The 26,612-nt window shown below is 59.4% G+C and carries 21 protein-coding genes and 2 tRNA genes; 9 read left to right on the plus strand and 14 right to left on the minus strand.

The genetic code is table 11. The annotated features are described in order from the left end of the window. Window positions 1–2 precede the first annotated feature (2 nt). The 6 genes from fdxH to PspS49_RS14480 all read left to right on the plus strand — a co-directional run bounded on the left by fdxH (window position 3) and on the right by PspS49_RS14480 (window position 6,010). Entirely contained in the window at window positions 3–938 is a 936-nt protein-coding gene (gene fdxH, locus PspS49_RS14455) for a formate dehydrogenase subunit beta (RefSeq protein WP_110719271.1), read from the plus strand. Beyond that, entirely contained in the window at window positions 935–1,600 is a 666-nt protein-coding gene (locus tag PspS49_RS14460) for a formate dehydrogenase subunit gamma (RefSeq protein WP_127927410.1), read from the plus strand. The genes fdxH and PspS49_RS14460 overlap by 4 nt, the downstream gene beginning before the upstream one ends. Before the next feature lie 3 nt (window positions 1,601–1,603). Beyond that, window positions 1,604–2,530 (plus strand): formate dehydrogenase accessory protein FdhE, encoded by a 927-nt coding sequence (gene fdhE, locus PspS49_RS14465; RefSeq protein WP_160039885.1) that lies wholly within the window; start codon window positions 1,604–1,606, stop codon window positions 2,528–2,530. Window positions 2,531–2,591: 61 nt separating this feature from the next. Then, on the plus strand, window positions 2,592–3,995 hold the full coding sequence (gene selA, locus PspS49_RS14470; RefSeq protein ID WP_174245120.1) for an L-seryl-tRNA(Sec) selenium transferase: 1,404 nt from the start codon (window positions 2,592–2,594) through the stop codon (window positions 3,993–3,995). Continuing rightward, window positions 3,992–5,908, plus strand: a complete 1,917-nt coding sequence (gene selB / locus PspS49_RS14475; RefSeq protein ID WP_160042534.1) for a selenocysteine-specific translation elongation factor — start codon at window positions 3,992–3,994, stop codon at window positions 5,906–5,908. The genes selA and selB overlap by 4 nt, the downstream gene beginning before the upstream one ends. A 6-nt stretch (window positions 5,909–5,914) precedes the next feature. After that, window positions 5,915–6,010: transfer RNA gene (locus PspS49_RS14480), tRNA-Sec, on the plus strand. A 157-nt stretch (window positions 6,011–6,167) separates the two neighbouring features. On the opposite strand, the gene PspS49_RS14485 is transcribed toward PspS49_RS14480, so the two are convergent. From PspS49_RS14485 to PspS49_RS14510, 6 genes are all read right to left on the minus strand, one after another. Then, on the minus strand, window positions 6,168–6,527 hold the full coding sequence (locus PspS49_RS14485; RefSeq protein ID WP_008083868.1) for a hypothetical protein: 360 nt from the start codon (window positions 6,525–6,527) through the stop codon (window positions 6,168–6,170). 379 nt (window positions 6,528–6,906) lie between these two features. Then, window positions 6,907–10,518, minus strand: a complete 3,612-nt coding sequence (locus PspS49_RS14490; RefSeq protein ID WP_160039889.1) for a hypothetical protein — start codon at window positions 10,516–10,518, stop codon at window positions 6,907–6,909. A gap of 140 nt (window positions 10,519–10,658) precedes the next feature. Further along, entirely contained in the window at window positions 10,659–10,949 is a 291-nt protein-coding gene (locus PspS49_RS14495) for a type II toxin-antitoxin system RelE/ParE family toxin (RefSeq protein ID WP_160039891.1), read from the minus strand. After that, the gene (locus tag PspS49_RS14500; protein WP_122844203.1) at window positions 10,942–11,187 is read right to left on the minus strand and encodes a type II toxin-antitoxin system ParD family antitoxin; all 246 of its coding nucleotides are present in this window, start codon (window positions 11,185–11,187) and stop codon (window positions 10,942–10,944) included. Before PspS49_RS14500 ends, PspS49_RS14495 begins: the two co-directional genes overlap by 8 nt. Before the next feature lie 184 nt (window positions 11,188–11,371). Continuing rightward, entirely contained in the window at window positions 11,372–11,638 is a 267-nt protein-coding gene (locus PspS49_RS14505; RefSeq protein WP_150751474.1) for a short-chain dehydrogenase, read from the minus strand. After that, window positions 11,635–11,892 (minus strand): hypothetical protein, encoded by a 258-nt coding sequence (locus tag PspS49_RS14510; RefSeq protein ID WP_160039893.1) that lies wholly within the window; start codon window positions 11,890–11,892, stop codon window positions 11,635–11,637. The genes PspS49_RS14505 and PspS49_RS14510 overlap by 4 nt, the downstream gene beginning before the upstream one ends. Window positions 11,893–12,416: 524 nt before the next feature. Here PspS49_RS14510 and PspS49_RS14520 point away from each other — a divergent pair. Then, window positions 12,417–12,512 (plus strand) — tRNA-Sec (locus tag PspS49_RS14520). A 157-nt stretch (window positions 12,513–12,669) separates the two neighbouring features. On the opposite strand, the gene PspS49_RS14525 is transcribed toward PspS49_RS14520, so the two are convergent. The 8 genes from PspS49_RS14525 to PspS49_RS14560 form a co-directional block, all read right to left on the minus strand. Continuing rightward, the gene (locus PspS49_RS14525) at window positions 12,670–13,029 is read right to left on the minus strand and encodes a hypothetical protein (protein WP_008083868.1); all 360 of its coding nucleotides are present in this window, start codon (window positions 13,027–13,029) and stop codon (window positions 12,670–12,672) included. A 509-nt stretch (window positions 13,030–13,538) separates the two neighbouring features. Further along, the gene (locus PspS49_RS14530) at window positions 13,539–18,041 is read right to left on the minus strand and encodes a YncE family protein (protein ID WP_160039895.1); all 4,503 of its coding nucleotides are present in this window, start codon (window positions 18,039–18,041) and stop codon (window positions 13,539–13,541) included. A gap of 271 nt (window positions 18,042–18,312) precedes the next feature. Beyond that, window positions 18,313–18,834, minus strand: a complete 522-nt coding sequence (locus PspS49_RS14535; RefSeq protein WP_150751471.1) for a hypothetical protein — start codon at window positions 18,832–18,834, stop codon at window positions 18,313–18,315. After that, the gene (locus PspS49_RS14540) at window positions 18,831–19,352 is read right to left on the minus strand and encodes a hypothetical protein (protein ID WP_150774358.1); all 522 of its coding nucleotides are present in this window, start codon (window positions 19,350–19,352) and stop codon (window positions 18,831–18,833) included. The genes PspS49_RS14535 and PspS49_RS14540 overlap by 4 nt, the downstream gene beginning before the upstream one ends. Beyond that, window positions 19,349–20,002, minus strand: a complete 654-nt coding sequence (locus tag PspS49_RS14545; protein ID WP_127927424.1) for a hypothetical protein — start codon at window positions 20,000–20,002, stop codon at window positions 19,349–19,351. Before PspS49_RS14545 ends, PspS49_RS14540 begins: the two co-directional genes overlap by 4 nt. 238 nt (window positions 20,003–20,240) lie before the next feature. Further along, a complete protein-coding gene (locus tag PspS49_RS14550) occupies window positions 20,241–21,536 on the minus strand; it encodes an OprD family porin (RefSeq protein WP_160039897.1) in 1,296 nt (431 codons plus the stop codon). Between the two features lie 336 nt (window positions 21,537–21,872). Continuing rightward, the gene (locus tag PspS49_RS14555; protein WP_160039899.1) at window positions 21,873–23,576 is read right to left on the minus strand and encodes an amidase; all 1,704 of its coding nucleotides are present in this window, start codon (window positions 23,574–23,576) and stop codon (window positions 21,873–21,875) included. A 269-nt stretch (window positions 23,577–23,845) separates the two neighbouring features. Beyond that, window positions 23,846–25,228, minus strand: coding sequence for an aspartate aminotransferase family protein (locus tag PspS49_RS14560; protein WP_160039901.1), 1,383 nt, complete (start codon window positions 25,226–25,228; stop codon window positions 23,846–23,848). Between the two features lie 157 nt (window positions 25,229–25,385). On the opposite strand from PspS49_RS14560, the gene PspS49_RS14565 reads away from it, so the two are divergent. After that, window positions 25,386–25,994: a TetR/AcrR family transcriptional regulator gene (locus PspS49_RS14565; protein ID WP_160042536.1), complete on the plus strand. Its 609-nt coding sequence runs from the start codon at window positions 25,386–25,388 to the stop codon at window positions 25,992–25,994. Window positions 25,995–26,188: 194 nt separating this feature from the next. After that, complete coding sequence (locus tag PspS49_RS14570; RefSeq protein ID WP_160039903.1) at window positions 26,189–26,527, plus strand: FKBP-type peptidyl-prolyl cis-trans isomerase; 339 nt, start codon at window positions 26,189–26,191, stop codon at window positions 26,525–26,527. Window positions 26,528–26,612: the final 85 nt, after the last annotated feature.

The raw sequence follows: 26,612 nt of genomic DNA on the forward strand, positions 1-26,612 counted from the left end.
AAATGGCCAGCCAAGACATCATTGCCCGCTCGGCCACCACCACGGTGCCGCCATCGGTGAGGAATCAGGAGGCGGTGGCCAAACTGATCGACACCACCAAATGCATCGGCTGCAAGGCCTGCCAGGTCGCCTGCTCGGAATGGAACGAGCTGCGCGATGAGGTCGGCCACAACCACGGCACCTACGACAACCCGCAGGACCTGAGCGCCGAAACCTGGACGTTGATGCGTTTCACCGAGCACGAAACCGACGCCGGCAACCTCGAGTGGCTGATCCGCAAGGACGGCTGCATGCACTGCGCCGAGCCCGGTTGTCTGGCGGCGTGCCCAAGCCCCGGCGCGATCATCAAGCACGCCAACGGCATCGTCGATTTCGATCAGGATCACTGCATCGGTTGCGGTTACTGCATCACCGGTTGCCCGTTCAACATTCCGCGCATTTCGCAGAAGGATCACAAGGCCTACAAATGCACCTTGTGCTCGGATCGCGTAGCGGTAGGGCTGGAACCGGCCTGCGTGAAAACCTGCCCGACCGGCGCCATCGTCTTCGGCACCAAGGAAGACATGAAGGAACACGCTGCCGAACGCATCGTCGACCTGAAAAGCCGTGGCTTTGAAAACGCCGGTCTCTACGACCCGGCAGGCGTTGGCGGTACGCACGTGATGTACGTGCTGCACCACGCCGATACGCCGACGATCTACGCCAACCTGCCGCAGGATCCGGCGATCAGTCCGTTGGTGGGCTTGTGGAAAGGCATCAGCAAACCCTTGGGCCTGCTGGCCATGGGCGCGGCGGTGCTGGCCGGGTTCTTCCATTACGTGCGCATCGGCCCGAACCGGGTTGAAGAGGATGAGCATCCGGCGCCACCCGACACCTCGGTGCACGTCGTCGATCCGGCGGTGCACACCTTCGATCCACGCGGGGAGGACCGGCCATGAGCAACAAGACGATCCTGCGTTACACCGCCAACCAGCGCACCAATCACTGGCTGGTGGCGATCCTGTTTTTCATGGCCGGGCTGTCCGGGCTGGCGTTGTTTCATCCGTCGCTGTTCTGGCTGAGCAACCTGTTCGGCGGCGGGCCGTGGACGCGGATTCTGCATCCATACATGGGAATAGCGATGTTCGTGTTTTTCCTCGGTCTGGTGCTGAGTTTCTGGCGCGCCAACTTCTTCATCAGCAACGACGGCAAGTGGATGCGCCGCATTGACCGGGTGCTGGTCAATGACGAGGAAAGCGTGCCGCCAGTCGGCAAATACAACGCCGGGCAGAAGCTGCTGTTCTGGACTTTACTGCTGTGCATGCTCGGTTTGCTGTTCACCGGGCTGGTGATCTGGCGCGCCTGGTTCAGTGCGTATTTCGGCATTACGGTGATTCGCTGGGCGATGCTCCTGCATGCGCTGGCCGGGTTCATTCTGGTGCTGAGCATCATCATTCACATCTACGCTGGGCTGTGGATCAAGGGTTCGGTGGACGCGATGATGCATGGCTGGGTCAGCCGCGCCTGGGCGAAGAAACACCATGAACTCTGGTATCGCGACGTCACCCGCGATGAACGCCAACCGGACGTGCCGGAGCGACCGATCACCAAAAAGGGCTGACTTTTGCCAACCATTCTGGAACCTGGGGAAATCGAAGCGGCGGCGAGTTCGCCGCCGTTTCTGCATCTGCCGCCGCCTAACCTGTTTGCGCTGCGGGCCGCTCGACTGGAACAACTGGCCGAGGGGCATGCGCTGGCTGAGTACCTGCGGCTGATTGCCGGGTTGTGCCGGGTGCAGCAGCAGGTGTTTGATGACCCGCCGCTGACGGCACCGTTTGATCAGCAACGGATCGAGGCTTGTCAGCAGCATGGTTTGCCGCCGTTTGCGGCTGACACTTTGGTACGTGAGGAGGGCTGGCAGGCATACCTTGAGGCTTTGCTGCAGCGTTATGAACCGGGTGAGCAACCTGCCGTTATTGAGGCGGTGACGACGTTGCGGGTCGCCAGTCCCGGACAGTTACGTGCATGGGCCGTGGCGTTGGTCAGCGGTCAATATTCGATGGTGCCGGCGCAATTGGTGCCGTTTCTTGGCGCAGCGCTGCAAGTGGCGTGGAGTCACTGGTTACTCAGCGCACCGAACCTGCAACTCAAACCGGGTGACAGCCTCAGCCAATGCCCGGCCTGTGGTTCACCGGCGATGGCCGGGGTCATCCGCCATCGCGGCAAGCACAACGGCTTGCGTTATCTGGTGTGTTCGCTGTGTGCCTGTGAATGGCATGTGGTGCGGGTCAAGTGCGTGTATTGCGAGTCGAGCAAGGGTCTGGATTATCTGAGCCTTGAAGACGATCGCCATGCTGCCAATCAGGCGCCGTTAAGGGCGGAAGTCTGTCCGGGCTGTAACAGTTATCTGAAACTGGTGTATCTGGAAAACGATGCTGATGCCGAGGCGTTGTCAGCGGACCTGGGCAGTTTGTTGCTGGACATGCGTCTGGCGCAGGACGGTTATCAGCGTCTGGCGCCGAACTTGTTGCTAGCACCCGGAGACGAGTGAACGAAGGGTCTACACTCTTGTTTTTCACTGCGGGGCCGCAGTGATCTGTTTCCAGGAGTGGCTGATGTCCCTGCGGTTACCTTCTATTGATGGTGTGTTGCGTCACCCGGCGTGTGCGCCGTTACTTGAGCGTCATGGGCGTGAATCGCTGCTGGCAAGTTTGCGTCAGTTGCTCGATGAGTTGCGCCCGAGCGTGTTGAACGGGCAATTGTCAGCCGTTGAAATCAGCCCCGAAGTGCTCGCTGGCCGCGTCGGTGAACGCCTGGCCCAGCAACAACGCAGCCATGTGCGCAGGGTGTTCAACCTCACCGGCACGGTGCTGCACACCAACCTCGGTCGCGCCTTGTTGCCGGACGAAGCCATCGACGCCGTGCAAATGGCCGCGCGTTACCCGCTCAATCTGGAATTCGATCTGGCCAGTGGCAAACGCGGCGATCGCGATGACCTCATCGAAGGCCTGATCCGCGAGCTGACCGGCGCCGAAGCCGTCACCGTGGTCAACAACAATGCCGCCGCCGTTCTGCTGACGCTCAACAGCCTTGGCGCGCGCAAGGAAGGCATCATTTCCCGTGGCGAGCTGATCGAAATCGGCGGCGCCTTCCGCATTCCCGACATCATGGCCCGCGCCGGCGTGCGTCTGCACGAAGTGGGTACGACCAATCGCACCCATGCCCGCGACTATGAAGCGGCGATCAGCCCACGCAGCGGTTTGATCATGCGCGTGCATGCGAGCAACTACTGCATCGAGGGTTTTACCGCGCGGGTGCCGACTGCGGAACTGGCGGAGTTGGCCCATCGACATGGTCTGCCGTTGCTGGAAGATCTGGGCAGCGGCAGTCTTTTGGACTTGACCCGTTGGGGTTTGCCGGCAGAGCCGACGGTGCGGCAAGCGCTGCTGGATGGCGCGGACATCGTCACGTTCAGCGGCGACAAATTGCTCGGCGGCCCGCAGGCCGGGTTGATCGTCGGGCGCAAAGAGCTGATCGCGAAGATCAAGAAAAACCCGCTGAAACGCGCGCTGCGGGTGGACAAGTTGACCCTCGCCGCGCTGGAGGCGGTGCTGGGTTTATATCGCGATCCGGATCGACTGGCTGAACGTTTGCCGAGTCTGCGTCTGTTGACTCGCCCGCAAGCTGACATCTTCGCCCAGGCTATGCGCTTGCAGCCCTTGATGGTTGAACGGTTGAGCGAGATCTGGCAGGTCAGAGCAGTCGAGGCCTTGGGCATGATCGGCAGCGGCAGCCAACCGGTGGCGCGCTTGCCAAGTGCGGCGCTGTGCTGCCGCCCGCAAGTCTCCAAGCGCTTGCGCGGGCGTTGCCTGCTGAATCTGGAAGCGGCGTTGCGCGCATTGCCGATCCCGGTGCTCGGACGCATTGACGACGATGCGCTGTGGCTGGATCTGCGTCAGCTCGACGATGAACCGGCGTGGCTCGGGCAATTGCCGCACCTGCAGGTCGAGCCGTGATTGTCGGCACGGCGGGGCACATCGACCACGGCAAGACGTCGCTGCTGCAGGCCCTGACCGGGCAAACCGGCGACCGCCGCCCGCAGGAACGCGAACGCGGCATGACCATCGACCTTGGCTATCTCTATGCCGAACTGCAACCGGGCGCGGGGCTGACCGGGTTTATCGATGTGCCCGGTCACGAGAAATTCACCCACAACATGCTGGCCGGCGCCCAGGGCATTGATCTGGTGTTGCTGGTGGTCGCGGCGGACGACGGCGTGATGCCGCAGACCCGTGAACATCTGGCGATTGTCGAACTGCTCGGCATTCCCCGCGCCTTGGTGGCGATCACCAAATGCGATCGCGTCGAGGCGGGCAGGGTGGAAGAGGTTCAGCGGCAGGTGCTGGATCTGCTTGCTCCCGGACCGTTTGCCGAGGCGCCGATCCTGACCGTATCGAGCCTGAGCGGGCAGGGCATTGATGGGTTACGCGAGGTGTTGCTGCAGACGCAAAGTGAAGTGCATGAACGCAGTCGCGAAGGTGGTTTTCGCCTGGCCATCGACCGCGCGTTCAGCGTTGCCGGTGCGGGCATTGTGGTTACCGGGACGGCGTTGTCGGGCGCGGTGGCCATCGGCGACAAACTCACCCTCGGGCCCTCCGGCAAACCGGTACGAGTGCGCGGTCTGCACGCGCAAAATCAACCCGCCGAACAGGCTTTCGCCGGGCAGCGAGTGGCTTTGAATATCAGCGGCGAACGCCTCGAACTGGCGCAGATCCATCGCGGCCAGTGGCTGTTGAGCGAGTGGCTGCACGCGCCGACGCAACGGGTCGACATCGACTTTCATCTATTGCCCGGCGAACGCACTTTCGAACACTTTCACCCGGTGCACGTGCACCTCGGCACGCAGGATGTCATCGCCCGGGTGGCCTTGCTCGAAGGCTCACGGTTGAATCCCGGCGAGCGCATGTTCGCGCAACTGTTGATCAATACGCCGGTGCACGCGGTGAAGGGCGATCGACTGATTCTGCGTGACCAGAGTGCACAGCGCAGCTTGGGCGGTGGCCAGGTACTCGATCCGTTCGCCCCGGCGCGACAACGCCGCAGCCCTGAACGTCTGACACAACTGCGCACCTTGGCTTCTGGCGACGAACTTGAACACGTCTTGCCCGTGCTGCTCAACTACAGCGCCGGCGGCCTCGATCCGCAGCGGCTGGAACGCCAGTTCAATCGCCCGCGCGCGTCCTGGTCGTTAGCGGAAAACGTGCGCCTGATCGACACCCGCCAAGGCCCGGTGCTGTTCAACATGCAACGCTGGTCGCAACTGAAGTTCACCTTGCTGGAACAACTCGCGCAGTTTCATGAGCAGGAGCCCGATCAAATGGGCCCGGATCGTGATCGGCTGCGCCGCTTCAGTGGTCTGGCGCTGGAGCGTGCGACGTTTGTCAGTCTGCTGGATGAACTGCTCACCGCCGGTTCGATCCAGGCGAGCGGGCCGTGGCTGCATCGGCCCGATCATCAGGTACGCCTGAATGCCGAGGACGAAGCCCTCTGGCAGCAACTGCAACCGCTTTTCGAAAACGCCGAATTCGACCCGCCGTGGGTGCGCGACATCGCGAAAGTGCTCGGTCAGGACGACGCCGTCGTACGCCTGCTGCTACGCAAGCTGGCGCGACTCGGTCTGATGCATCAAGTGGTGCGCGACCTGTTCTTGAGTGACGTGCAACTGCGCCGAATGGCCGACGTGTTGTTAAAACTGGCCAAGGAAAATCCGCAGATCCAGGTGAAAACCTTCCGCGATGCGCTAGGCTTGGGACGCAAACGCTGTATTCAGTATCTGGAGTATTTCGACCGCGTCGGCCTGACCCGACGCATCGGCGAATCCCGCCAGATCCGCCCCGACAACGCGCTGGCCCACGCCGACGCCCAATGAGTTAAAGGAAGGCAATCGCGCCCGGTGGCGCGGCCGGGCTTCAAACCCGGTTGGGGACGGCATCCGTTCCCGGGCAGGTTCGACTCCGGCTGCCTTCCGCCAGTTTCCAAAAAGCCAAAGAACGGCTGCCGTAGATTCATCGTTCCCACGCTCCGCGTGGGAATGCAGCCCGGGACGCTCTGCGTCCCATCCAGAGCCGAACGCGGAGCGTCCGTTGAGGCATTCCTTTGCGGCGCGTGGGAACGATCATTGAGGCCCGCTACTGCGGCAACTCCAGATTATCCATCACCCGATTCACCGCCAGCTCGCCGAGCATGATCAATTGCGCGATGCCCAACAGCGTCCTGCGCTGCGACGCGGGTATGAGATGAGCGAAGTCATGGGCGATGGTTCTGGCGGAGGCGAGTGTTTCGCTGGCATCGGCCAGCAGTTCCTCGTTTTTGAAGTCCGCAGTGACCGCGTACATCCGGCGGGTTTTGCGTGGTGGCGGGGTGGAGCCGGGTGGACAGAGGTAGTGATCGAGCGCGCGTTCGGCGGCGTCGTTGAGCTTTTTTGAATCGAGAGATTCGTAGGGCGAGGCGAGATCGGTTTCGGGAGGGTTTGGCGTTGGTTTGATCATGGTAAAGCTCCTTGAGAAATGGAGCCGTCAACCTTCGCTGCTAAACGAAGAGGGTGACGGCTTGCGCGGGTTAGCAGACCAGGCTCAAGGATCCCGGCGCACCGAAGTGCCCCACGCAAAGCCGCCATAACGTAATGGCGATACCTGAAGGTGTCTTTTAAACGCCGGAGTTTAAAAGGCGATTTGCGCTGACTTCACTGGCCCTTTCGTGAGCAAGCTCACTCCCACATTTGCAATGCGTTTCCCTGTGGGAGCGAGCTTGCTCGCAAAAGGGGCATCCCGGTCAGCAGAAAAATCTCGGTCAAGCCTCGCTGTTTAAATCACTGGTTAAATAAATCTGTCCCCTTTTCTCGTCCCCTTTTCTCCTTTTCTGAAGAAATCACTTTCGTAGAGTAAAACCATCTAGGTAAATGCGGTCTGAGCCTTGAGTTACAACCTCAATTTTAGTTATCCCTTCGCCTTCAAAAACCATCTGAAATGCTTTTGGAGGGACGCTAGTCTCAAATGGTTTTTCACTCAACTTAATCTCATTTTTGTAAAAAATTGCTTTGGCCGCGTTTGATGGCGAGACATCCGCATACCAAAATTCAACTTTTGTATAGGTTGCTTTCAGATTAAGGGCAGTAGTGCTTTGTGTACCATCAATTGATAGGACTTTTCCTTCTATTTTTCCTGGATATGGCGCAGCCATCGGAATGATTGATACAGTTGCTTGACCTTGAAGATTAGTGATTATCATGCTGCCTATATCGTGTGAGTCGCCCGGTGAAAGTGCAATAGACGGTTGTGCGTCAAAGTTTTCTCCGGAGGGATCCGTTATTACAGTTAGGGTACGCACATTCGAATACAACGGATTACTCGGATAACAAGCCTCGGCGTACAACCGCCGCGCGCCGAGTGGCACGGTAATCGGACACTCCCAGAGACCTGTCGTCAGGCCGGCGGTCGCAGTTCCCCTTGTGGCTGAACCGGAACCGGTGCCGTCACGGATATTGATCTTCTGACCCAGGCTCGCTGTGCCTTTAAGTATCAAATCGGTGCTGAAGGTCGTTTCACCGTCAGGCACTTCCACCCCATTGTCATCCAGCACATTGTCCAGCGTCGGCACTACCAGCGGGACTACAACCACATCGCGGGTATTCGATAGTGTGCCGTCCTTGCGTCGGGCGCTCAGTTTGTAGGTATTCTCGGCAACCAGTCCGGTCAGTTGGAAAGTCCATTCTCCCTCTGGATCTACTTGAATTTCAGTATTCGGCATCAGCGCGCCGTTATTGGCCAGATCGATTTTTGTGTAGGGCGTCGCTGTTCCACTCAGCGTGACGGCTGTTTCTACGGTAGGGCTGCCGTGAGGAATGTCATCCCCGCTGGGTGAGCCTTTGACCGAGGTAATGGTCGGTGTTACCTCTACGATGTTTTTGACCGTATAAGTCCTCACCGGAAAACTCAGCGCCAGGTTTACATCCGTGCTGCGATCCGGCGTGGCATTGAAGGTCACCCTCAGTTCGCTGAGATGTTTGAGTGCCTGCATGTCCACCAGCGGCAACCTGGTATCTGCATAGCCTTGAGTTATCCATGTCGCGCTCACTGCATTGGCAGGGCCTGTCCATATCTCATGCGTGTATTCCGTGTCGTCTTTTTTGATGCCAGCGACGGCCTTCCAGACGCGTTGGCCTGCGGCAATGTGCGGCCAGAAACCGCCACGAAGAGTGGCCGCAGCAGTGAGCGTCGACACATCCAGTTCAGTCCCGTCACCACCGTCGGCCGCCTGAATGATTTTCGGCGAATGCGAAAGATCCACACGCAGTTGCGACACCGCCAGCGTCCGGGGCCGCGAGTCTTTCGGATCCTGGGTGCCGCGGGTTACGGTGTAATCCAGCGTAATGGACTTGTCGAGGTTGAACGCGATCACCGAAACGGCTATCGGAATGTCTTGCGGGCCGAGGGTGGTGACCGGCCATGGATCCGTGGTATCCGAGCCGGCAGGCAGCGTTCCGGGTGCGCCGATCCAGCGGACGACAATCTTGTCGCCGATCAGCATGCCGTCATAGTCGACCACCGCGGTCAGTGCGCTCTGGGCATCCAGCGGGTCGAGGCTGGTGTCGTTCGGTGCTTGCTTGATCTTCGGCTCTTTCAGATCCAGCGCCACGCCGACACTGAACTCCAACGGCTCGGCATAACTCGTCCCACCGGCCGCACGCTTGATTTCGTACCGGGCGATCACCGTCCCGCCTTCATTGCCCTTGATCATCGCGGCCGGGATGGTGAACGGTACTTCCTTGCCTGCGGTGAATTCGTTCAGCTTGATCGAATCGGGGTATTCACCGGTGATCGAGCCGATCCAGAACATGAAGACTTCATCGCCTTTGACCGTTTCGGTGTACGGCACCGTGAGGGTTGTGCCGGCGGTGTCGGCTGGCAGAACCCCGTCGACCACACCGGCCACCACCGGTTCAGGTAGTTCCAGGCGTGGTTCGCCGACTTGCAGGATGTCGGTGTGGATCGACTCGCGAATGGCGCGGGTAGCCTCGAACGGGTTCAGTGTGGCGAGCACTGCGTCGGCGATCAGTTGCTGATAATAGAACTCGGCCGTGCCACCGTTGACCGGGGCCAAGTGTTTGCCGTCGATGCTGTACGCCAGCGGTGCCTCCGCGATGATGTCGTTGCGTGTGATGAGGCGCGCCGGCAGAACAGGCAGGTACGGCTTCAGGCCGGGGGTGGTGCCCAGCATGATTGGCTGGAGAACCTGGCCTTCGGCAAAGGATTTGTCGAAGGGGATCTCGAGACGCACCTGGGCCAGCGTCGGGTCCAGCGCCCCGGAGTCCTCGTCCAGCATGATCGGCGCGGCCAGTCGCTGGACTTCGCCGATGGCGCGGATGAATTGGCTTTTCGATTTCAGATCGGCGGTGCCGTCGGCTTTTTTCAGACGGTATGACAAAGTGATCTGCGACTTGGCCAACTGTCGCAGCACGGCGTTGGGGGCCTTGATTTCAATAATGCTCGGCACGCTGGTCAACGCCGCGCCTTCTACTTCCAGATCAATCGGCGCACCTTCGACCGGCGTGCCCTTGATCTTGATGAACGGGATGTCACCGATTTTGAAGTTGGTCGTGTCTGTGGCGATAATTTGCACGGTGCCGTCGGCGTCACCCAGTTGGTCGACATCCAGCACGTTGTTCAGCGTTTCCTTGAGCAACGGCGCGATCAGCCGGGTCGCATCAACGGCCACTACCACACGCTGTTCGGGGCTCCAGTCCTCGGAACGGTTGAAGACCTTGTCGTACACCTCGAACACCACGGCTACGCCGGGAAACTCTGCATCACCGGCGTCGGTGATGAAGTCTTTTTCGATTTTCACGATGATCGGCGTCTTGCCTTCGGCCTGTTCCTGAGTCAGCGGTTCACTGAGCACGAAGATCCCGCCCCAACTCACGCGACAAATATCGCCGGCTGCGGCGTAGGGATAGGGGGGTGTGCCGTCGGCCTTGCCAATGCTGATCTTCACGCCTTTTTCCGCAATCTCCTTGTCGATGCCACCGTCAAGAATGTCTTGGGGAATGATCATGATCAGCTTGGAATGCCCGCCGTCACCGTTTTCGTCATGGCCGCCCGGGCGCGTCAGCTTGACCAGCACCTGCATGACTTCAGACGGTTGGTCCGTGCCGCCCAACGGCTTGACGACATAGGACACCGCGAACTGACCATCGACCATGTGCCGGGAAGGCACGAACATGCGCAATTGCGTGCCGACCTCATCCTTGAGGACGGTCTTGCCCCCCGCGTCCAGCCCGGTGCCCCAAAAGATCGTCAACCTGTCGCCACTCGCCATATTCCCCCACGGCCCCGCCTGGCACTGCAGGCCATGCAGGGGAAAGTTGCCCAGCGCCGCGGCGATGTTGATGCCCCAGATATCGGGATCCTTCGACACCGGGTCCTTGCTGCGACCCGGGATGCCGAGTTCCGCGAGTAGCAGGGGTTTGTTGGGGCTGGCCATGGCAACGACTCCGGGCGGGAAAGTGACGGAGTGATTGAACGGCTAAAAGCGAGATTGCGCACCTGTCAGATCTGACAGGTGCGGGCTGAAATCCGACGGGTGGTAATGTTGGGAGAGGTCGAGTCGACGCTGAAAAAGCCTTAGAGATTGCGCTGCGCTTCCATCCGATCATGCAGAACCCTGATGATCGCGATTCCGTACGTGGTTATTCGGAAGTAAATCATGTGGCGTTCCACGCCACAGCGGCGATAACCGGGGCGGATTGCGTCACAGGCCGGTGCGGTTTTTGGGCGCTCGGCTAATTGCTCGAAGGCTGCGGTAATGATGTCGATGTAGCGATTGGCCTGATCCAGGCCCCATTGTTGAGCCGTATAACTCCAGATCGCCTCAAGGTCACCCTCGGCGGCGGGGGTAAGACGATATTCAGCCATGCGCGCTCAACATTCTCTTCTTGAATGCCTCGGGATCGAAGGGGCGAGGTTTTCCACTGGACTCACCTTCCCGAAGTGCCGCGCGGATGGTTTCCAGCTCGGCGTTTCGTTCCTGCTCACGACGGATCAGATCACGGATGTATTCGCTGTCGTTGGTGTAATGACCGGCTTCGATCTGGGCTTTGATCCAGTGGTCTTGCTGGTCAGTCACGGTGATGGTTTTTCGTACGGTTGCCATGAGTGGCCTCCAGCGGATGGTCGAATGCGCGCAAATTATCACACTATTGGTGCGCTAACGAGCATTGAGCCCGTTGAACAAACGATAGTCCCCGACACGTTAAAAGCAAAAGATTGCAGACTTCGGCAGCTCTTGCAGGGATGGGTGAGCTGCCGAAAGCTGCGATCTTTTGATCTTGCGGTTATCAGACGCGCAAACGAATCTGCCGCCCCAACACATCCATCACATCACAACCATCACGCAGCAACATCGCCGCCGCGTGCGCCAGTTGCTGTACGTCGGCGCCTTTGGCCGAGGAAATATCCAGGCTGGCGAGGCTTTCCATCATTTGCGTCACCGCGAGAAAGCGGCTGGCGGCGCTGCTGTGCAATACGTCTAGCGGCGCTTCAGTGGAAACGAGGAGGACCGGAATGCTGTCCTCGTTGTGCGTCATCGAAATGTGCGAGTTCATACGTTACCTCTGGCCTGCGCGGCTTGCTGACCGGCGATGGAGGCCACGATCAGAGCGCGGGCGTTGGCGAGCATTTGTTGGCTGGCCCAGCGCAGTAAGCTGCTGTGGTCCGGGCGAGCGACGCTAGGGGCTTGGTGAGCGAGGGCTTCGGCGCAGTTGAGGTAGACGGCCGCGTGTTCGAGGGCGTCGAGATGCGAGAGGTCGGGACGGACGCGGAAGGGGTGGTGAGCAACGTTTGTGGTTGGATTGGTCATCGGTGAAACTCCTTAGTCATCAAGAGCTGCCACCAGATCGCCGTCAAACGAATAGGTGGCAACTGTGCGCAGGTTGACGGACCGGTCTAAGGTACCCGGCGCACCCGAAAGTGCCCCGCACACAGTCACCATTTAGCTTTGTTTCGAGCACGCGAGCGCGCTAGCAAAGTTGGAGAACAATGCACACCTTAAAATCGCCGAGCCGTCAAACCCGATCACGAATGAGTCGTGACAGGCGCGAGGATAGGGAGTGAGAGCAGGTCAGTCAACCGCTGCAATCTTCCGGAATTTGCCGGGCTTTCTTGTAGGAGAAAAGCTACTCGCGATGACCATTGATGAGCGCCCAATGATGCTGAATATCGCGGAGCCTACGGCGACAAAAATGGTGAGGGGTCATCAATTGATGTTCCACCAGCCTGGGACGCAAACGCTGTATTCAGTCTCTGGAATATTTTGATAGCGCCGGCGAATCCCGCCGAAGCCCCGACAACGCGCTGGCCCACGTCGACGCACAATGAGTTAAAGGAAGGCAATCGCGCCCGGTGCCGCGGCCGGGCTTCAAACCCGGTCGGGCAGGGCATCCGTTCCCGGGCAGGTTCGACTCCGGCTGTCTTCCGCCAGTTTCCAGAAAGCCAAAGAACGGCTGCCGTTGATTGATCGTTCCCACGCTCCGCGTGGGAATGCAGCCCGGGACGCTCTGCGTCCCATCCAGAGCCGAACGCGGAGCGTCCGTTGAGGCATTCCTTTGCGGCGCGTGGGAACGATCATTGAGGCCCGCTACTGCGGCAATTCCAGATTATCCATCACCCGATTCACCGCCAGCTCGCCGAGCATGATCAATTGCGCGATGCCCAACAGCGTCCTGCGCTGCGACGCGGGTATGAGATGAGCGAAGTCATGGGCGATGGTTCTGGCGGAGGCGAGTGTTTCGCTGGCATCGGCCAGCAGTTCCTCGTTTTTGAAATCTGCAGTAACGGCGTACATCCGGCGGGTTTTGCGTGGTGGCGGGGTGGAGCCGGGTGGACAGAGGTAGTGATCGAGCGCGCGTTCGGCGGCGTCGTTGAGCTTTTTTGAATCGAGAGATTCGTAGGGGGAGGCGAGGTCGGTTTCGGGCGGGTTGGGTGTTGGTTTGATCATCGGTAAAGCCTCTAGAGTAGTGAAGCTGCCACCGTTCGCTGCTAACGAAGGAGGTGGCGGCTGTACGCGGGTTAGCAGACCAGGACTCTAGAACCCGGCGCACCGAAGTGCCCCACGCAAAGCCGCCATTACGGCAACAGACTTTGTGCGTCTAGAGTTAACCCGGGCTGCTAAACCCGATCACTGAAGTAATCAGCGACCGCACCACAATAGAACCCGCCCCCAAGGCGCACAAGCCGGCGGATTCTGGCGTAGCTGTAGGCAAAGGCGCAAGAATTTGTAGCCTTGAAGGCGTGTCTTGAGGTGTCTTTTAAACACTAAAGTTTAAAAGGCAAAAATCGGACGAAGATCTGCGGGGAACCGTGGGCTGTCCCTGATAACGCTTACTGGAAAAACGTAGTCTGGCCCCGTTTAGTCTTGGAGGTGTCTTTTAGACACTCCGGTTTAAAAGGCGAAAAGTCGAGCAAGGATCTTGAGATCCCTCAGGGTCTCGCCCCGGTTACTCCTGCTCAGACCTCAATCACCGAGAGCGTATTCATTAGACCATTGATGACGTAAACGCGGGTACCGTCCGGGCTGATGGCAATGTATTGCGGCTGGAAACCGGCCGGGATACTCGTCAGTACTTGATTGGTCGCCGTATCAATCACTGATACCTCGTTTATATTGTAGTTGCAGGCATAGGCGCGTGTACCGTTCGGACTGACGGCTATCCCGCGCAAAGGTGACCCTGTCCGGATGTTGATCAGGACTTGATCAGTCGCAGTATCAATCACATCGACCGTACCGTCAGCATCGCAGCTGACATAGGCGCGGGTATTGTCCGGGTTGAAGGCGATCCAGTACGGATAGCGCCCGACCGGAATATTCGTCTGGACTCGATTCGTCGCCGTATCAATCACCGAAACCGTACTGCTTACGTAGTTGGGCACATACGCGCGTGTACCGTCCGGGCTGACAGCAATCCCCCTTGGACCGCTTCCAACCGGGATGCTCGCCAAGACTCGATCCGTCGTCGTATCAATCACCGAAACCGTATTGCTACTGTAGTTGGACACATAAACGCGGGAACCGTCCGGACTGACAGCTAACCAGTACGGATGGTGCCCGACCGGAATGCGGGCGAGGACTTGATGCGTCGCCGTATCAATTACAGAAATTATGTCTAAACGTCCGTGGCAGACATAAGCGCGGCTTCCGTCCGGGTTGAAGGCGACCCCATTCGAAGAGTCCTCGGTAGGGATGTTCAAGGCTATATTCGTAGCCGTATCAATCATCGAGACCACCGCTGGGTAAATTTGGTTACAGACATAAGCACGTGTACCGTCCGGGCTGATGGCGATCCCGTTAGGACTCCCCTCGATCCTGACAGTACCAACCGGCCCCAGCTCCGTAACGGTTACGCTTGCATTGGCGTCCTGAGTACCATGGGTGGCGCTCAAACTGTAACCGCCGGGACTGCCAGTTCCTTTAACGCCACCGACGCTGAGCCTGCCGAAACCATCGGTGATGAAATCGCGCTCACCACTGCCACCATCGGCGTACGTGAAGCCTTCCGGCAGCACCAAGCTGAGCTTGCTCCCGGGCATGGGGCTTTCATCGCTGGAGACGAGGAGCAGTTCAATGTTTTTCAGCCGGCCAGACGGGGCGATGGTGTAAGGCGCGTTGGTGAAGCTCGGCACACCATACTGCACTGCGCTAACCGTATAGGTGCGTACCGGGAAATTCACTGCCGTGGCATCACTGGCGACTTTGTCGAAGTTCACTCTAAAGGTCACCGTCAATGCGCAGCCGTCCTTGAGGGCCCTTAGCCAATCCATGGGGGCCAGATAGGTTAATCCGTCCGTGTAGTGGTGCGGACTTCCGACCCAAACAATATGTTCGGCCGGTGTGCCATTCTCATGGGTACTGTCATAGCGTAACCAAACGTTTTGCCCCGAAAGCTGAAAAGGCCACGCTGTCACCCGAAGGTTTTCGGTGCCCGTCAGACTCCTGACATCCAGCTTGTCGCCGATGGCACCGTCGATTTCAGGGCGGGGTAAGTCCTTCTGTTGCAGTGATTGCACCGTCAGTCTTAATGTCAGCGACGACATTGGCTCACTGCTACCGCGGGTCACGGTGTAGCTCACCACTACTGGCTTGCCAAGGTTGAAGGCCACCACTGATTTCAGCAATGGGATATTCTGCTGCCCCACCGTCGTCACCGGCCACGGCTCGGTGGTATGCGTGCCGTCCGCGGGCGTGTTTTCGCCGCCAGCCCAGGTCACGGTAATCTTGTCTCCAGTCAGCATTCCCACATAATCCACGATGGCCGTGAGGCTGGTCTGGGCGTCCAAGGGATTCAGGGTGTCGTTGGATGCTTCCTTGATGTGGGGCGCTGCCAGATCCAGCGCCTTGATCGTATAAACCTTCACCGGCGCATCAATTGCCTCGGCTTCCTCCCGACTCAACGTCAGCGCGGCTTTGAAATGCAACTCCAGCCGACTGCCATCCGCCAGGTCCTTGATGGCGTTGTACGCCAGCGTATGTGTGTATTGACCGCTGTTGAACCAGTTTTGATTAACGTAGGAAGACGGCCACGGCCATACCACGTGATGGAAGGCATCGCCGTTATTCTTCGTACCTTTGAGGTTCAGTCCTACCCGATGATTGGCGGCTATAAATGCCCAGACGCCAGCGAGAATCGTTGCGCCCAACGTCACCTTCGATAGATCCAGCACCGTGCCCTCGGCTTGTTCAATGCTGATTTTGTCCAGCTCTGTCGCAGGCAGCGGCGTGACGCTGACGGTCAAAGGCAAAGATGGAGTTGTCTGGCCTGCGGTGACTTCGTAGCTGAGTGTGAAGGTTTTGGTTTCGTTGCCGATGTTGGCTGCGATGGCTGTGGCGGGAATCAGGAACTCGACGCTGCCGCTGGCAACGCCTTGTTTGGCGGGGATGTCCGGTGAGCCGGCGCCGGGCGTGCCCGCCATGGTCAGTTTGATGTTTTGTGTATCGTTCATCCCCGTGTAGGCCACGATGACCTTGGCTCCGGTCTGAGCGTCCAGAGGTGCCAGCGTCACACTCGCGCCCGAACCGTTGGCGATTGGCATCTGCGGCAAAGGCAATGGATTTTCCAGCGCCACCCCGACACTGAACTCCAGCGTATCCGAATAACTCGTCCCACCCGCTGCGCGTTTGAGTTCGTACGAGGCCTTTACTGTTCCGCCCTCATTACCCTTGATCAACTCGGCCTTGATGGTGAACGGCACAGGCTGGCCGGCGGTGATGGCACTCAGTTTGACCCAGTCGTTGCTTACACCAGTGATCGAGCCTTCCCAGAAACGGGTGACGATGTCGTCCTTGAACGTCTTGAGGTAGTTGACGGTCAGCGTGGTGCTGCTGGTATCGGCTGGCAGGGCGCCGTTGACCACGCCGTCAACTGTCGGCTCAGGCAATTCCTTGCGTGGTTCGCCGATCTGCAGGATGTCGGCGTGGATCGATTCGCGGATGGCGTGGGTCTGGTTGAGTTTGCTCATGGTGGCGAGCACCGAGTCATCGATCAGCAACTGGTAATACAGCTCCAGTTTGCCGCCAATGATCGGTGTCAGGTGCTGCTTGTCGACGATGATTTGCAGCGGCAGTTGGGCGTCCATATCGCCTTGGGTAATCGGCCGCAGGTTCAGGTTCGGCAGGTAGGTGCTCAGGTCGGGGCGAGTGCCGAGCCAGAACAGCTTGATCGCTTGGCCGACGTCGAAGGCGGGGTCGAAGGCGATTTCGATGGTGACCTGTTTCAGGTCCGGATCCAGCGGATCGATGGCGCCTTGTTTGGCCTCCAGTGCCACGGGAGCGGCGAGTCGATGAATCTCGCCAATGGCGCTGATGAACTGGGTTTTGGCATTCCGTTGTGCGCTGCCGTCGGCCTTTTCCAGGCGATAAGAGAGGGCGATCTGAGCCTGAGCCAGTTGGCGCAGCACGGCGTTGGACACAGTGATCTCGGGAACGCTGGGCACGCCGATCAAGACCTTTCCCGGTAATTCAATGTCGATCGGCGGACCTTCTTTCGGCGTGCCTTTGATTCGGACAAAAATGGTGTCACCGACCTCGAAGTCAATCGGTCGAGGGGGGATTGGAGGGGGGGAAGGGTTTACGGCCACAACTTGCACCGTACCGTCGGCGTCGCCCAGTTTGTCGACGTCCAGCACGTTGTTCAGTGCCTCCTTGAGCAACGGCGCGCCCAGCCGGGTTTCGTCAAGCGTCACGACGACCCGTTGCTCGACACTCCAGCCGTCGGAGCGATTGTGGACCAGGTCGTACACTTCGAAGGCGACGGCCAGCCCGGCCTCGCCAGAGTCGCCGGCGTCCACAATGGTTTCCTTTGGAATGGTCACGATAACCGGCGTCTTGCCTTCAGCCTGTTCCTGGGTCAGCGCAGGGCCAGAAACGAACACCCCGCCCCAGCTGAATTGAGGCGTATCGCCAGCGGCGGCGAACGGATAAGGCGGCGAACCGTCCGCTTTTCCGAGGGTGATCGATATGCCAGTGCCAATGTTGTCCTGGTGGACACCGTCCTTGAGAATCTCCTCGGGAATGCGCATCACCAGTTCCGGATGCCCCGGCCCTTCGCTGTGATCAGGGCCGCCGGGGAGGGTGAGTTTGACCAGCACCTGCATCACTTCCGAGTGTTCGGGCGTACCGCCGAGGCGGGTGACGGCGTAGGAGATTGCGTGCATACCTTCGGGAAGGTGTTTGGCCTCCACGAACATTTGCAGCTCGGTGTCGACCTCATCCTTGTCAACGATTTCCAACCCTATCTGCACATCGGCATCCCGCAAGATCCGCAGCGAGTCGCGGAGACCCATCGTCCCCCAAGGCCCGGCCCGGCACAGCAGACCCTGACGCGGGAAGTTGTCCAGCAACGCGCCACGGTTGATGCCCCATATCAGAGGCGTCGGTGACACCGGACCGGTACGGCCGGGGATGTCGAGTTCCTTGAGCAGTCGCGGGGCGTTGTTGGATGGGTCGTTGTCGGACATGGCGTGGCACTCCGTGAGTTTCAGCGATGGAGTGATTGAACGGCTAAAGGGCGGATTGCGCACCTGTCAGATCTGACAGGTGGCGACGAGTGGTCATTGGCGCGAGACTGAAAAGCAAAAGATCGCAGCTTTCGGCAGCACCTACAGGGATCTGTGCAGGGCATGGCGAAGGCTGCGATCTTTTGATCTTGCCGCTATCAGGCGCGCAAACGAATCTGCCGGCGCAACACATTCATCACATCTACTAACAGCCGTCGCACACCATCACACGTCACGGCTGATACGGAATTACCTTGTCCTTGTCCATTTCCACCAGCAACTGATCAAGCATCTGCCGCTTGTTTTCAAACGCTGGAATCGGCACGTACCAGGTCATGACGCTCCAGCCTTCGCGCGAGTAGTTGTAGGTCTTGAGCAGTTCGCCGTCCTTGAAGACCGAGCCGCGCAGGTTGTCCTGGTAGTGGTAAGGCATGGGAAAGGTGAACAAGGTGAAGACGTTCACCAGCGCCAGCCAGTTGACCTTGCCGTCGTGCGGTTCGGTGATCAACAGGCTGTAGCCGTTGCGGCTGTAGCCACCATCGAGCATGGAAAAGGCGCCGGTGTTTTTCAGGGCACTGATGGTTTCGCGCTGATGCTGTTCATCAATTCGGCTGTAGGCCGGTCCGAGCCCGAGTGTGACCGGTACGTAGGCGGTGCTGGCCTTATAGTCGAGCGGTTGCAGGGTATTGGCGCAACCACCCAGCGTCAGCAGGGCGAAGAGCAGGGCGGCAAGCTTGATGACGTTGAGGTTCATTGCGCAGCCCCGTCGGCAGGGATCAGACGATCATGCTGGACGTCCTGGGCAAACGCGCGGGCGATGCGGCTCAGATTCTGGCCTTCCAGTTCACCGCCCTGATCCAGCAGCCAGGTGTATTTCTGCGTGGTGTTGCGATAGCTGTATTGCTTCAGGCGCTTGTCACCTTGATAGACCGAGAATTGCGCCTCGGTGTTGTACTCCTTGGATAACGGCAGCGTGAACAACGTGGCGCAACTGAGCAACACCAGCGGAAACGGCGGAAACTCACGCTGCATGTTCAGTTTGACCTGGACGCTGTACTCGTCACCTTTGGCGGTACCGGTCTGGACGTCACGGAACACCCCGGTCTGGCGCAGATGATTGCGCAGGGTCGATGAATTCATCGGGTCATCGACCATGACGTGGATCGGCATCAGATAATCCTGACCGTCGGCGAGGGTGCGCTCCGGCAAGGTGTTGGTGGCTGTGCAGCCGGTCAACAGCGCGGCGGTGGTGAGGGCGATGATTTTTTTCATGGTTTGACGTCCACGGCCACCGGTGCAGTGGGGCCGGCAAAGATGTAGGGTTCGGCGCGTTTCAGATCGAGTTTCAGCGGTTGCAGCGTTGGCAGCCCCGGGGTCATGCGCTGAGCGACCACTGCGTCACGGGCGTTCTGGTCGCTCCAGCGGAACGCGCAGAAACCGGCAGTCAGGCAGAACGAGCGAAATTCGCCAATGTAGTAGGCCTTGCCGGGCTCAAGTCGCATCGGCAGGTTGAATTTCTCTCGCGCTTCGGCCGAGGTGAAAACCGTGCCGAGCCCAGGCTGGTAGCGGGCGGAAAAGAACTGGAAGTCATAGAACTCGTAATCGCCCGGCTTCAGGGGCAGCACGAACACGCTCGCCGCGCCGACGCCGTCCTGAATGTCCTGAGGCGTCGAGTAGGCACCGGCCAGTTTCCAGATACCGGCGGCACCGTATTCGGAACCGCGCTTGCGGAAGAAAATGCGCTGGTTGTCAGCGGCAGGGAATTTGACGGACTGCGGCCCGATCGAGCCGACGAGGTAGCTGACCGGCTCGTTGGCTTTCGGTTGCAGAGGTTCGCTGACCCATGAAGCGCTTTCGGTAATGCAGCCGCTGAGTGTCGCGGCGAGCACAGCTGCGGCGCCGAGTTTGAATAACTGGAACATGTACATCCCTGAATCTGCGTGTGTTGATTGACGGCAAACAGGAAGGTCAATCAATGCCTTCCTGGCTTGGCGTTTTTGGCGGGTGCGCAGGATAAGGGAGGTGATGGCATTTGGCTGGCGGCTGTAGGCGCCGCGGTACGCTGTAATCTTTTGATTTTGATTTCAAAGATCAAAAACAGGGTTTGTGGCCGACGCAGGAACCTGTGGGAGCGATTGCGGGCGGGTTGATCGTGTTGCTTCAGAAACCCAGCGGGTACTGGATCACCACGTAGATCCGGTCGATGTCATCGCCGGCCTGTGCTTCATTGGCTCGATGTGAAACATGCGAGAGCTGCACCGACAGATCCTTCGCCGCGCCCGACTGCACGACGTATTTCAAATCGATATCCCGTTCCCAGTGCTTGCCGCCGTCGCCTTGCTGCGGCTGGTAACTGCCGCTGTCAGGATCGAACGGGTTGTAGGCGCCGCCTCGGGGTGCGAGGGTGCCGTCGATGTGGCTGCCGGAGACGTAGCGGGTCATGAAGGTCAGGCCGGGAATGCCCAAGGCGCCGAGGTCGAGGTCGTAGCGCGCTTGCCAGGAGCGTTCGTTGGCACCGTTGAAGTCGGCGTATTTGATCGAGTTGGCGAGGTAGATCGAGTCGCCGCCGACGAAATCGAACGGCGTGTCGCCATTGATTTTTTGCCAACCGAGCATCACCGCGTGGGGGCCGAAGGCGTATTTGCCGGACAGGCTGAACGCGGTGTTGTCGATGGCGCCGGCCAGCGCGCGGCCGGTGTCGCGGGTGTGGTAGAGATTGGCGTCGAGCAGTACGCCGGATTGCTTGAAGTGCAGATTGCCGTAGTACTGATGCCAGGTGTCTGTGAGTTCCGAGGCGTACAACGCGCCGCCGACGGGGCTGTCGGTGAACAGGTCGGCGCCGAGAAAACTGATGCCGCCGGCCTCGGTATTGGCGCCGTAACCGTAGAAGTCGCCTTTGCCGGATGAGCGGTCCTGATTCTTGAACGCGGTGAAATGCCCGGCGACCAGATTGAGGTGATCGAACTCGGCGCTGTTGAGCAGAAAACCGCTGGCGTACTCCGGTTGCAGGCGTTTGTCGGAGGTGTCGAACACCGGGGTTTCCACGGTCATTTCGCCGAAGGCGAGGGTGGTGCGCGACGCTTTCAATTTGAGCGCGCCACCTGCGCTGGAGTAATCGTTTTCGCTGCGACCGTTGCTGTCGACCGGCAGCAGACCGGTGCCGGAATGGCCCCGGCCACCGTCGAGTTTCAGCCCGGCGAAGGCGTGGGCATCGATGCCGAAGCCGACCGTGCCGGGTGTGAAACCGGATGAGAAGGTGCCGATAAAGCCTTGAGCCCATTCCTGTTTGTAGTTTTTGCCGGACGGTGAGGGCGAGCGGTAGTCGTTGCTTAGGTAAAAGTTGCGGCTGAGGATTTCGCTTTTGGCGTCGTCGAAAAAACCGCTGGCGTGGGCGGTGGTGGTCAGACCGCAGAGCAGCGCGAGCAGGGTGAGGCGCGAAGGGGCGCGGTCGATCATGATCAGTGGCCAGCGGCAATTAAGGTGGCCTGGATGATCGCGGGAATGCAGTGCAGGGGATTGAGCGGATGTGCTGAATTTACGGGGTTACACAAAACCTGTGGGAGTGAGCCTGCTCGCGAAGGCGGTGCATCAGGCGATATTTCTGTCGACTGGCACTGCGCTTTCGCGAGCAGGCTCGCTCCCACAGGGATTCAGGGGGACTCAAGAGATTAATGGCTACACACAATCCCTTGTAGGAGTGAGCCTGCTCGCGAAGGCGGTACATCAGGCGATATTTCTGTCGGCAGACACATCGCCATCGCGAGCAGGCTCGCTCCTACAGTTTTAAGCGCGTTACGCCAGCGGCGGCGTGCGTGGCGGGATCTGCCGTTTGCTGCCGGTCGATTCAAACGCTGCCGCCAGGCGCAGCAGGTTCGAGTCGTCGTAGGCGCGGCCGGCGAAGGTCAGGCCGACCGGCATGCCGATGTCGGCCATCACGCCCATTGGCACGGTGACGGTCGGTACGCCGAGGTGGCGGATCGCGAGGTTGCCGTTAGCCACCCAGATGCCGTTGCTCCAGGCGATGTCGGCCGACTCCGGGTTGACGTCCGCATCCGCCGGGCCGACGTCGGCGACAGTCGGGAACAGCACGGCGTCGAGGCCCAGTTTGTCCATCCAGTCCTCAAGATCGATACGTCGAGTCTGCTCGAGACCGCGCAGGCCGTCGGGCACTGTGGAAATTTCATTCCACGGCGTGATGCCGCGCTCGGCCATGCGCACGTATTCGTCCATGCCCGCCACCAGATCGCCCTCACGGTTGGGCAGGGTGCCCGGTTCGTGCGGGAAGATCTTCGCCCCGTCGACGTCGACCAGACGATTCAGCTTCGGGTCGCCGTTGGCTTGCAGGAAATCGTCGAACGCCCAAGCGGTCAGATCCCATAACTCATGGTGAAGGAACTCTTTCGAGACCAGACCACGGCTGAATACAGTCGGCGCGCCGGGGCGATCGCCTTCGCAGTTGGAGACCAGCGGGAAATCGGTTTCGACGACTTCGGCGCCGGCGTCTTCGAGCGCCTGACGCGCCTGCTTCCACAGATCGATCACCGACTCACGGGTGTTGATGCGCTGGCCGGTCGGGCCACCGATGCCCGGTGCTTCGCTGGTGCCGGCTTCAGGGTCGGCATTGATGAACATGCGCGGCACGGCGAAACGCTTGCCGGCGAGCGCTTTGGCGTCGGCCGCCAGATCGGCGTAAGCGGCGGGGCGCACCTCGTTGACGCTCGGGATCGGCACCCACGGTTGCAGACGCCAGAGATCGCCACGGGTGTCCGGGTCTTCGGCGACGACGATGTCGAGGACTTCGAGCAAGTCAGCCATGGTCCGCGCGTAAGGCACGACCACGTCCATGGTCGGGGTCAACGGCCAGTTGCCGCGCACCGAGATCACCCCGCGTGACGGTGTGTAGGCGCACAAACCATTGTTGGACGCCGGGCCACGCCCACTCGACCAGGTTTCTTCAGCCAGACCGAACGCGGCGAAACTAGCGGCGGTGGCGGTGCCGGCACCGTTCGACGAACCGGAGGCAAACGGCGCAGTCAGGTAATCGGCGTTGTAAGGGCTTTCAGCGCGACCGTAGACGCCGCGCTGCATGCCGCCATTGGCCATCGGCGGCATGTTGGTCTTGCCCAGGCAAATCGCCCCGGCGGCGCGCAGGCGTTCGATGGTGAAGGCATCGCGATAGGCAACCAGATCAGCGAAGGCCGGGCTGCCGGACGCAGCGGTCAGGCCTTTGACCAGATAGCTGTCCTTGGCGGTGTAAGGAATGCCGTCGAGCGGGCCGAGGGTTTCGCCTTTGGCACGACGGGCATCGGACGCCTGTGCTTCGTTCAACGCTTCAGGGTTGCGCACGACTACGGCATTCAGCGCCGTCGGTGTGTTGGCACCGTCGTAGGCATCGATACGGGCGAGATAGGCTTGCACCAGTTCGACTGCGGTAGTCTGGCCGGACTCGAGTGCGGCGCGCAGTTGGGCAATGGAAACTTCGGTGACTTCGATCATGCGGCCACCGCTGTTTGAATTTGGGTGTTTTTCCTGGAATGGGTGTTCATATCGGTTCTCGTTGCACAGCTATAAGCGACAAGGTTAAGACTGGCGCCTATTTAACACCAAGCGGCGTGCGGAGTAATCGGCGGGATTGAATCTTGCCTGTTTTCAACCCGACTGACGCCATCGCGAGCAGGCTCACTCCTACAGGGGAACGCATTCCAAATGTAGGAGTGAGCCTGCTCGCGATAGCGGTATTGCGGCCGCCATATTCCTTCAGCCGATCACAGCACCCCGTACTCCCGCGCCGTCCGATCCACCGCAGTCCGCGTCTTGTCGATCAACTCATCCAGCTCCGTGCGCGTGGCCACCAGCGCCGGCGCCATGATCATCCGCCCCAATGTCGAACGAATGATCAATCCTTCCTCAAAGCCGATCGTGCGGCAACGCCAGGCAATGTCGTTTTCATTGGCAAAGCGCTTGCGCGTTGCTTTGTCCTCAGCAAACTGCAACGCCGCCACCAGCCCAACGCCCTGAATCTCACCGACCAACGGGTGATTGCCGAACACCTCGCGCAGGCAATTCTGCAGATACGGTCCGGTATCGGATTTCACCTGCGCGACCACACCTTCATCGCGCAAGGCCTTGAGGTTGGCAATCGCCACCGCCGCCGCAACCGGGTGCCCGGAATAGGTCAGGCCGTGGGCAAACACGCCACCTTTCTCGACCAATGCTTCAGCCATTCGCCGTGACAGAATCAAGCCACCCATAGGGATATAACCCGAGGTCAGGCCCTTGGCGATCGACAGCGTGTCCGGCTCAAAACCGAACGTCTGATGCGCGAACCATTCACCGGTGCGACCAAACCCGCCAATCACTTCGTCAGCACACAGCAACACATCGTATTGACGGCAGATTCGCTGAATTTCCGGCCAGTACGTCGCCGGCGGAATGATCATGCCGCCCGCACCCTGAAACGGTTCGGCGACAAATGCGGCAACCTTGTCGGCGCCCAGTTCGAGAATCTTGTCTTCCAGTTGTCGCGCCGCTTGCAGGCCGAATTCTTCCGGGCTGAGATTACCTTCGTGGGCGAACCAGTACGGTTCATCGATATGCGCCACATCAGGAATGGTGCCGCCCATCTCATGCATGAACTTCATCCCGCCCAGCGCCGTCGCGGCCAGGGTCGAGCCGTGGTAGCCGTTCCAGCGGCCAATCATGATTTTCTTCTCGGGTTTGCCCATCACTTGCCAGAACTTGCGCACGGTGCGGATCAGCACTTCGTTGGCTTCGGAACCGGAGTTGGTGTAGATCGCGTGGCTGTAGTGCTTGGGCAGCAAGCTGAACAGCAGCTCGGAAAGCTCGATTACCGCCGGGTGAGTGGTGTGGAAGAACATGTTGTAGTAGGGCAGTTGCTCCAACTGCGCGGTCGCGGCAGCGGCGAGATCCTTGCGCCCGTAACCGAGGTTGGTGCACCACAGGCCGGACATGCCGTCCAGATATCGATTGCCGTCGTTGTCCCACAACGCCAGCCGATCGCCGCTGACCATCACCCGCGGGCCTTCCTCGTTGAGGGCCTTCTGATCAACGAACGCGTGGATGTGGTGAGCGGCGTCAGAGGCTTGGTAATCGCGGGTACTGCGGGTCGAATCGAATTCGGCGGACATGGCGGATCTCCAGAGCAAAGGGCAAGTGAGTGAGTTCGTTGCAGCGCTGCAGGGAGAAAGTTTTGTCATCTAAAAATATTTTTGTAAAGAAAATATTTGTCGGTGAAAAAAGATCTCCGTAGGCTGAGGGCCATTGGCAAGGATCATCAGAGGCAACATGAGCGGACTCAGAGAACGGCAGAAGGAACAGCGCCGGCAGGTGATTGCCGAAGCGGCGCTCGAGTTGTTCAAGCGCAACGGCTTTGCGGCCACCACGCTGGACCAGATCGCCGTGCAGGCGGGGGTTTCCGCACCGACCGTGGTGAACTATTTCGGCGGCAAGCAGGAGATTCTGCTGGCCCTGCTCAAGCAACCCGACGAGCAAGCCATGCGCGAGGCGCGGGCCAATCTGGACGAGGACAGCGACCCGCTGGAGGCGCTGTGCGAGTTCGAAGGGCTGATGACCGATTACCAGCTGCAGGCGATGCCGGCTTCGCTGTGGCGGGAGTTGGCGCCGTTTCTGCTGACGGGTGAGTTGGCAGAGGCGATGAGTCCGTGGAATGCCGCAGTCATTGAAGAAACCAAGGCTTTGCTGGAGCATTTTCAGCGGTTGGGCAAGGTGCGCGAGTCAGTTGATATCGATGTGGCTGCCACGCTCTTCAATCAGTACGCGAACATCGCGTTTATACGTCTTGCGACTGAGGCAAAGCCCGACAGGGACGCTCATGCCCGGCATATGCGAAGTGTGTTGAATCTTATCTGCGGGGGGATTTGCGTTGAGGGTTAACACGTATATCTGCTTTTTGGAGCGCGCTCCTCGGGCAGAGAGAAGCCAACGGGACTAAATCACAGCTTGGCTATCGCCAAATAAGCTAAAAACCTGTCATTTATGACAGTTCAAAATCATCGTCCAGTCCTTGAACATGCAGGTCTGTAGCAGTGCTGCTGCAATGCACTTACCCTCATTCAAGGAGATTCACAATGGAAATTACTCAAACTACGATTGAAGTGATTAAACCCGGTGACGGCGTTAACTTTCCGAGTGCAGGAGACATAGTCACACTCCACTACATTGGCACCTTGACTGATGGGAAGGTTTTCGATTCAACCCGTGACAGAAACTCACCGCTTACCATGAGAATTGGTGTGGGACAGGTCATTATTGGCTTGGACAACGCTATTCTTCTAATGAGTCTAGGTGCACGCTGCCGTCTGGAAATTCCTGCCCATGACGCCTATGGATCACGAGGGGCCGGCACCGCAATCCCGCCTAATGCGGCACTTATCTACGACGTTGAACTTCTTGGTATCAAGCAATAGCAACCTCATATCCAAGTATGAAACCATTGCTTGAACCGTTCAGATAAGCCAGGCATTGCCAAATCTTTCCTGACAAGCGGCTATG

It is taken from the genome of Pseudomonas sp. S49 (assembly GCF_009866785.1).
GTDB lineage: Bacteria > Pseudomonadota > Gammaproteobacteria > Pseudomonadales > Pseudomonadaceae > Aquipseudomonas.

What these genes read in the sequence shown, in the direction of transcription:
- fdxH (WP_110719271.1), top strand. Translation starts at nt 3, where the DNA reads ATGGCCAGCCAAGACATCATTGCCCGCTCGGCCACCACCACGGTGCCG.
- PspS49_RS14460 (WP_127927410.1), top strand. Translation starts at nt 935, where the DNA reads ATGAGCAACAAGACGATCCTGCGTTACACCGCCAACCAGCGCACCAAT.
- PspS49_RS14485 (WP_008083868.1), bottom strand. Translation starts at nt 6,527, where the DNA reads ATGATCAAACCAACGCCAAACCCTCCCGAAACCGATCTCGCCTCGCCC.
- PspS49_RS14490 (WP_160039889.1), bottom strand. Translation starts at nt 10,518, where the DNA reads ATGGCCAGCCCCAACAAACCCCTGCTACTCGCGGAACTCGGCATCCCG.
- PspS49_RS14495 (WP_160039891.1), bottom strand. Translation starts at nt 10,949, where the DNA reads ATGGCTGAATATCGTCTTACCCCCGCCGCCGAGGGTGACCTTGAGGCG.
- PspS49_RS14500 (WP_122844203.1), bottom strand. Translation starts at nt 11,187, where the DNA reads ATGGCAACCGTACGAAAAACCATCACCGTGACTGACCAGCAAGACCAC.
- PspS49_RS14505 (WP_150751474.1), bottom strand. Translation starts at nt 11,638, where the DNA reads ATGAACTCGCACATTTCGATGACGCACAACGAGGACAGCATTCCGGTC.
- PspS49_RS14510 (WP_160039893.1), bottom strand. Translation starts at nt 11,892, where the DNA reads ATGACCAATCCAACCACAAACGTTGCTCACCACCCCTTCCGCGTCCGT.
- PspS49_RS14525 (WP_008083868.1), bottom strand. Translation starts at nt 13,029, where the DNA reads ATGATCAAACCAACACCCAACCCGCCCGAAACCGACCTCGCCTCCCCC.
- PspS49_RS14530 (WP_160039895.1), bottom strand. Translation starts at nt 18,041, where the DNA reads ATGTCCGACAACGACCCATCCAACAACGCCCCGCGACTGCTCAAGGAA.
- PspS49_RS14535 (WP_150751471.1), bottom strand. Translation starts at nt 18,834, where the DNA reads ATGAACCTCAACGTCATCAAGCTTGCCGCCCTGCTCTTCGCCCTGCTG.
- PspS49_RS14540 (WP_150774358.1), bottom strand. Translation starts at nt 19,352, where the DNA reads ATGAAAAAAATCATCGCCCTCACCACCGCCGCGCTGTTGACCGGCTGC.
- PspS49_RS14545 (WP_127927424.1), bottom strand. Translation starts at nt 20,002, where the DNA reads ATGTTCCAGTTATTCAAACTCGGCGCCGCAGCTGTGCTCGCCGCGACA.
- PspS49_RS14550 (WP_160039897.1), bottom strand. Translation starts at nt 21,536, where the DNA reads ATGATCGACCGCGCCCCTTCGCGCCTCACCCTGCTCGCGCTGCTCTGC.
- PspS49_RS14555 (WP_160039899.1), bottom strand. Translation starts at nt 23,576, where the DNA reads ATGATCGAAGTCACCGAAGTTTCCATTGCCCAACTGCGCGCCGCACTC.
- PspS49_RS14560 (WP_160039901.1), bottom strand. Translation starts at nt 25,228, where the DNA reads ATGTCCGCCGAATTCGATTCGACCCGCAGTACCCGCGATTACCAAGCC.
- PspS49_RS14565 (WP_160042536.1), top strand. Translation starts at nt 25,386, where the DNA reads ATGAGCGGACTCAGAGAACGGCAGAAGGAACAGCGCCGGCAGGTGATT.
- PspS49_RS14570 (WP_160039903.1), top strand. Translation starts at nt 26,189, where the DNA reads ATGGAAATTACTCAAACTACGATTGAAGTGATTAAACCCGGTGACGGC.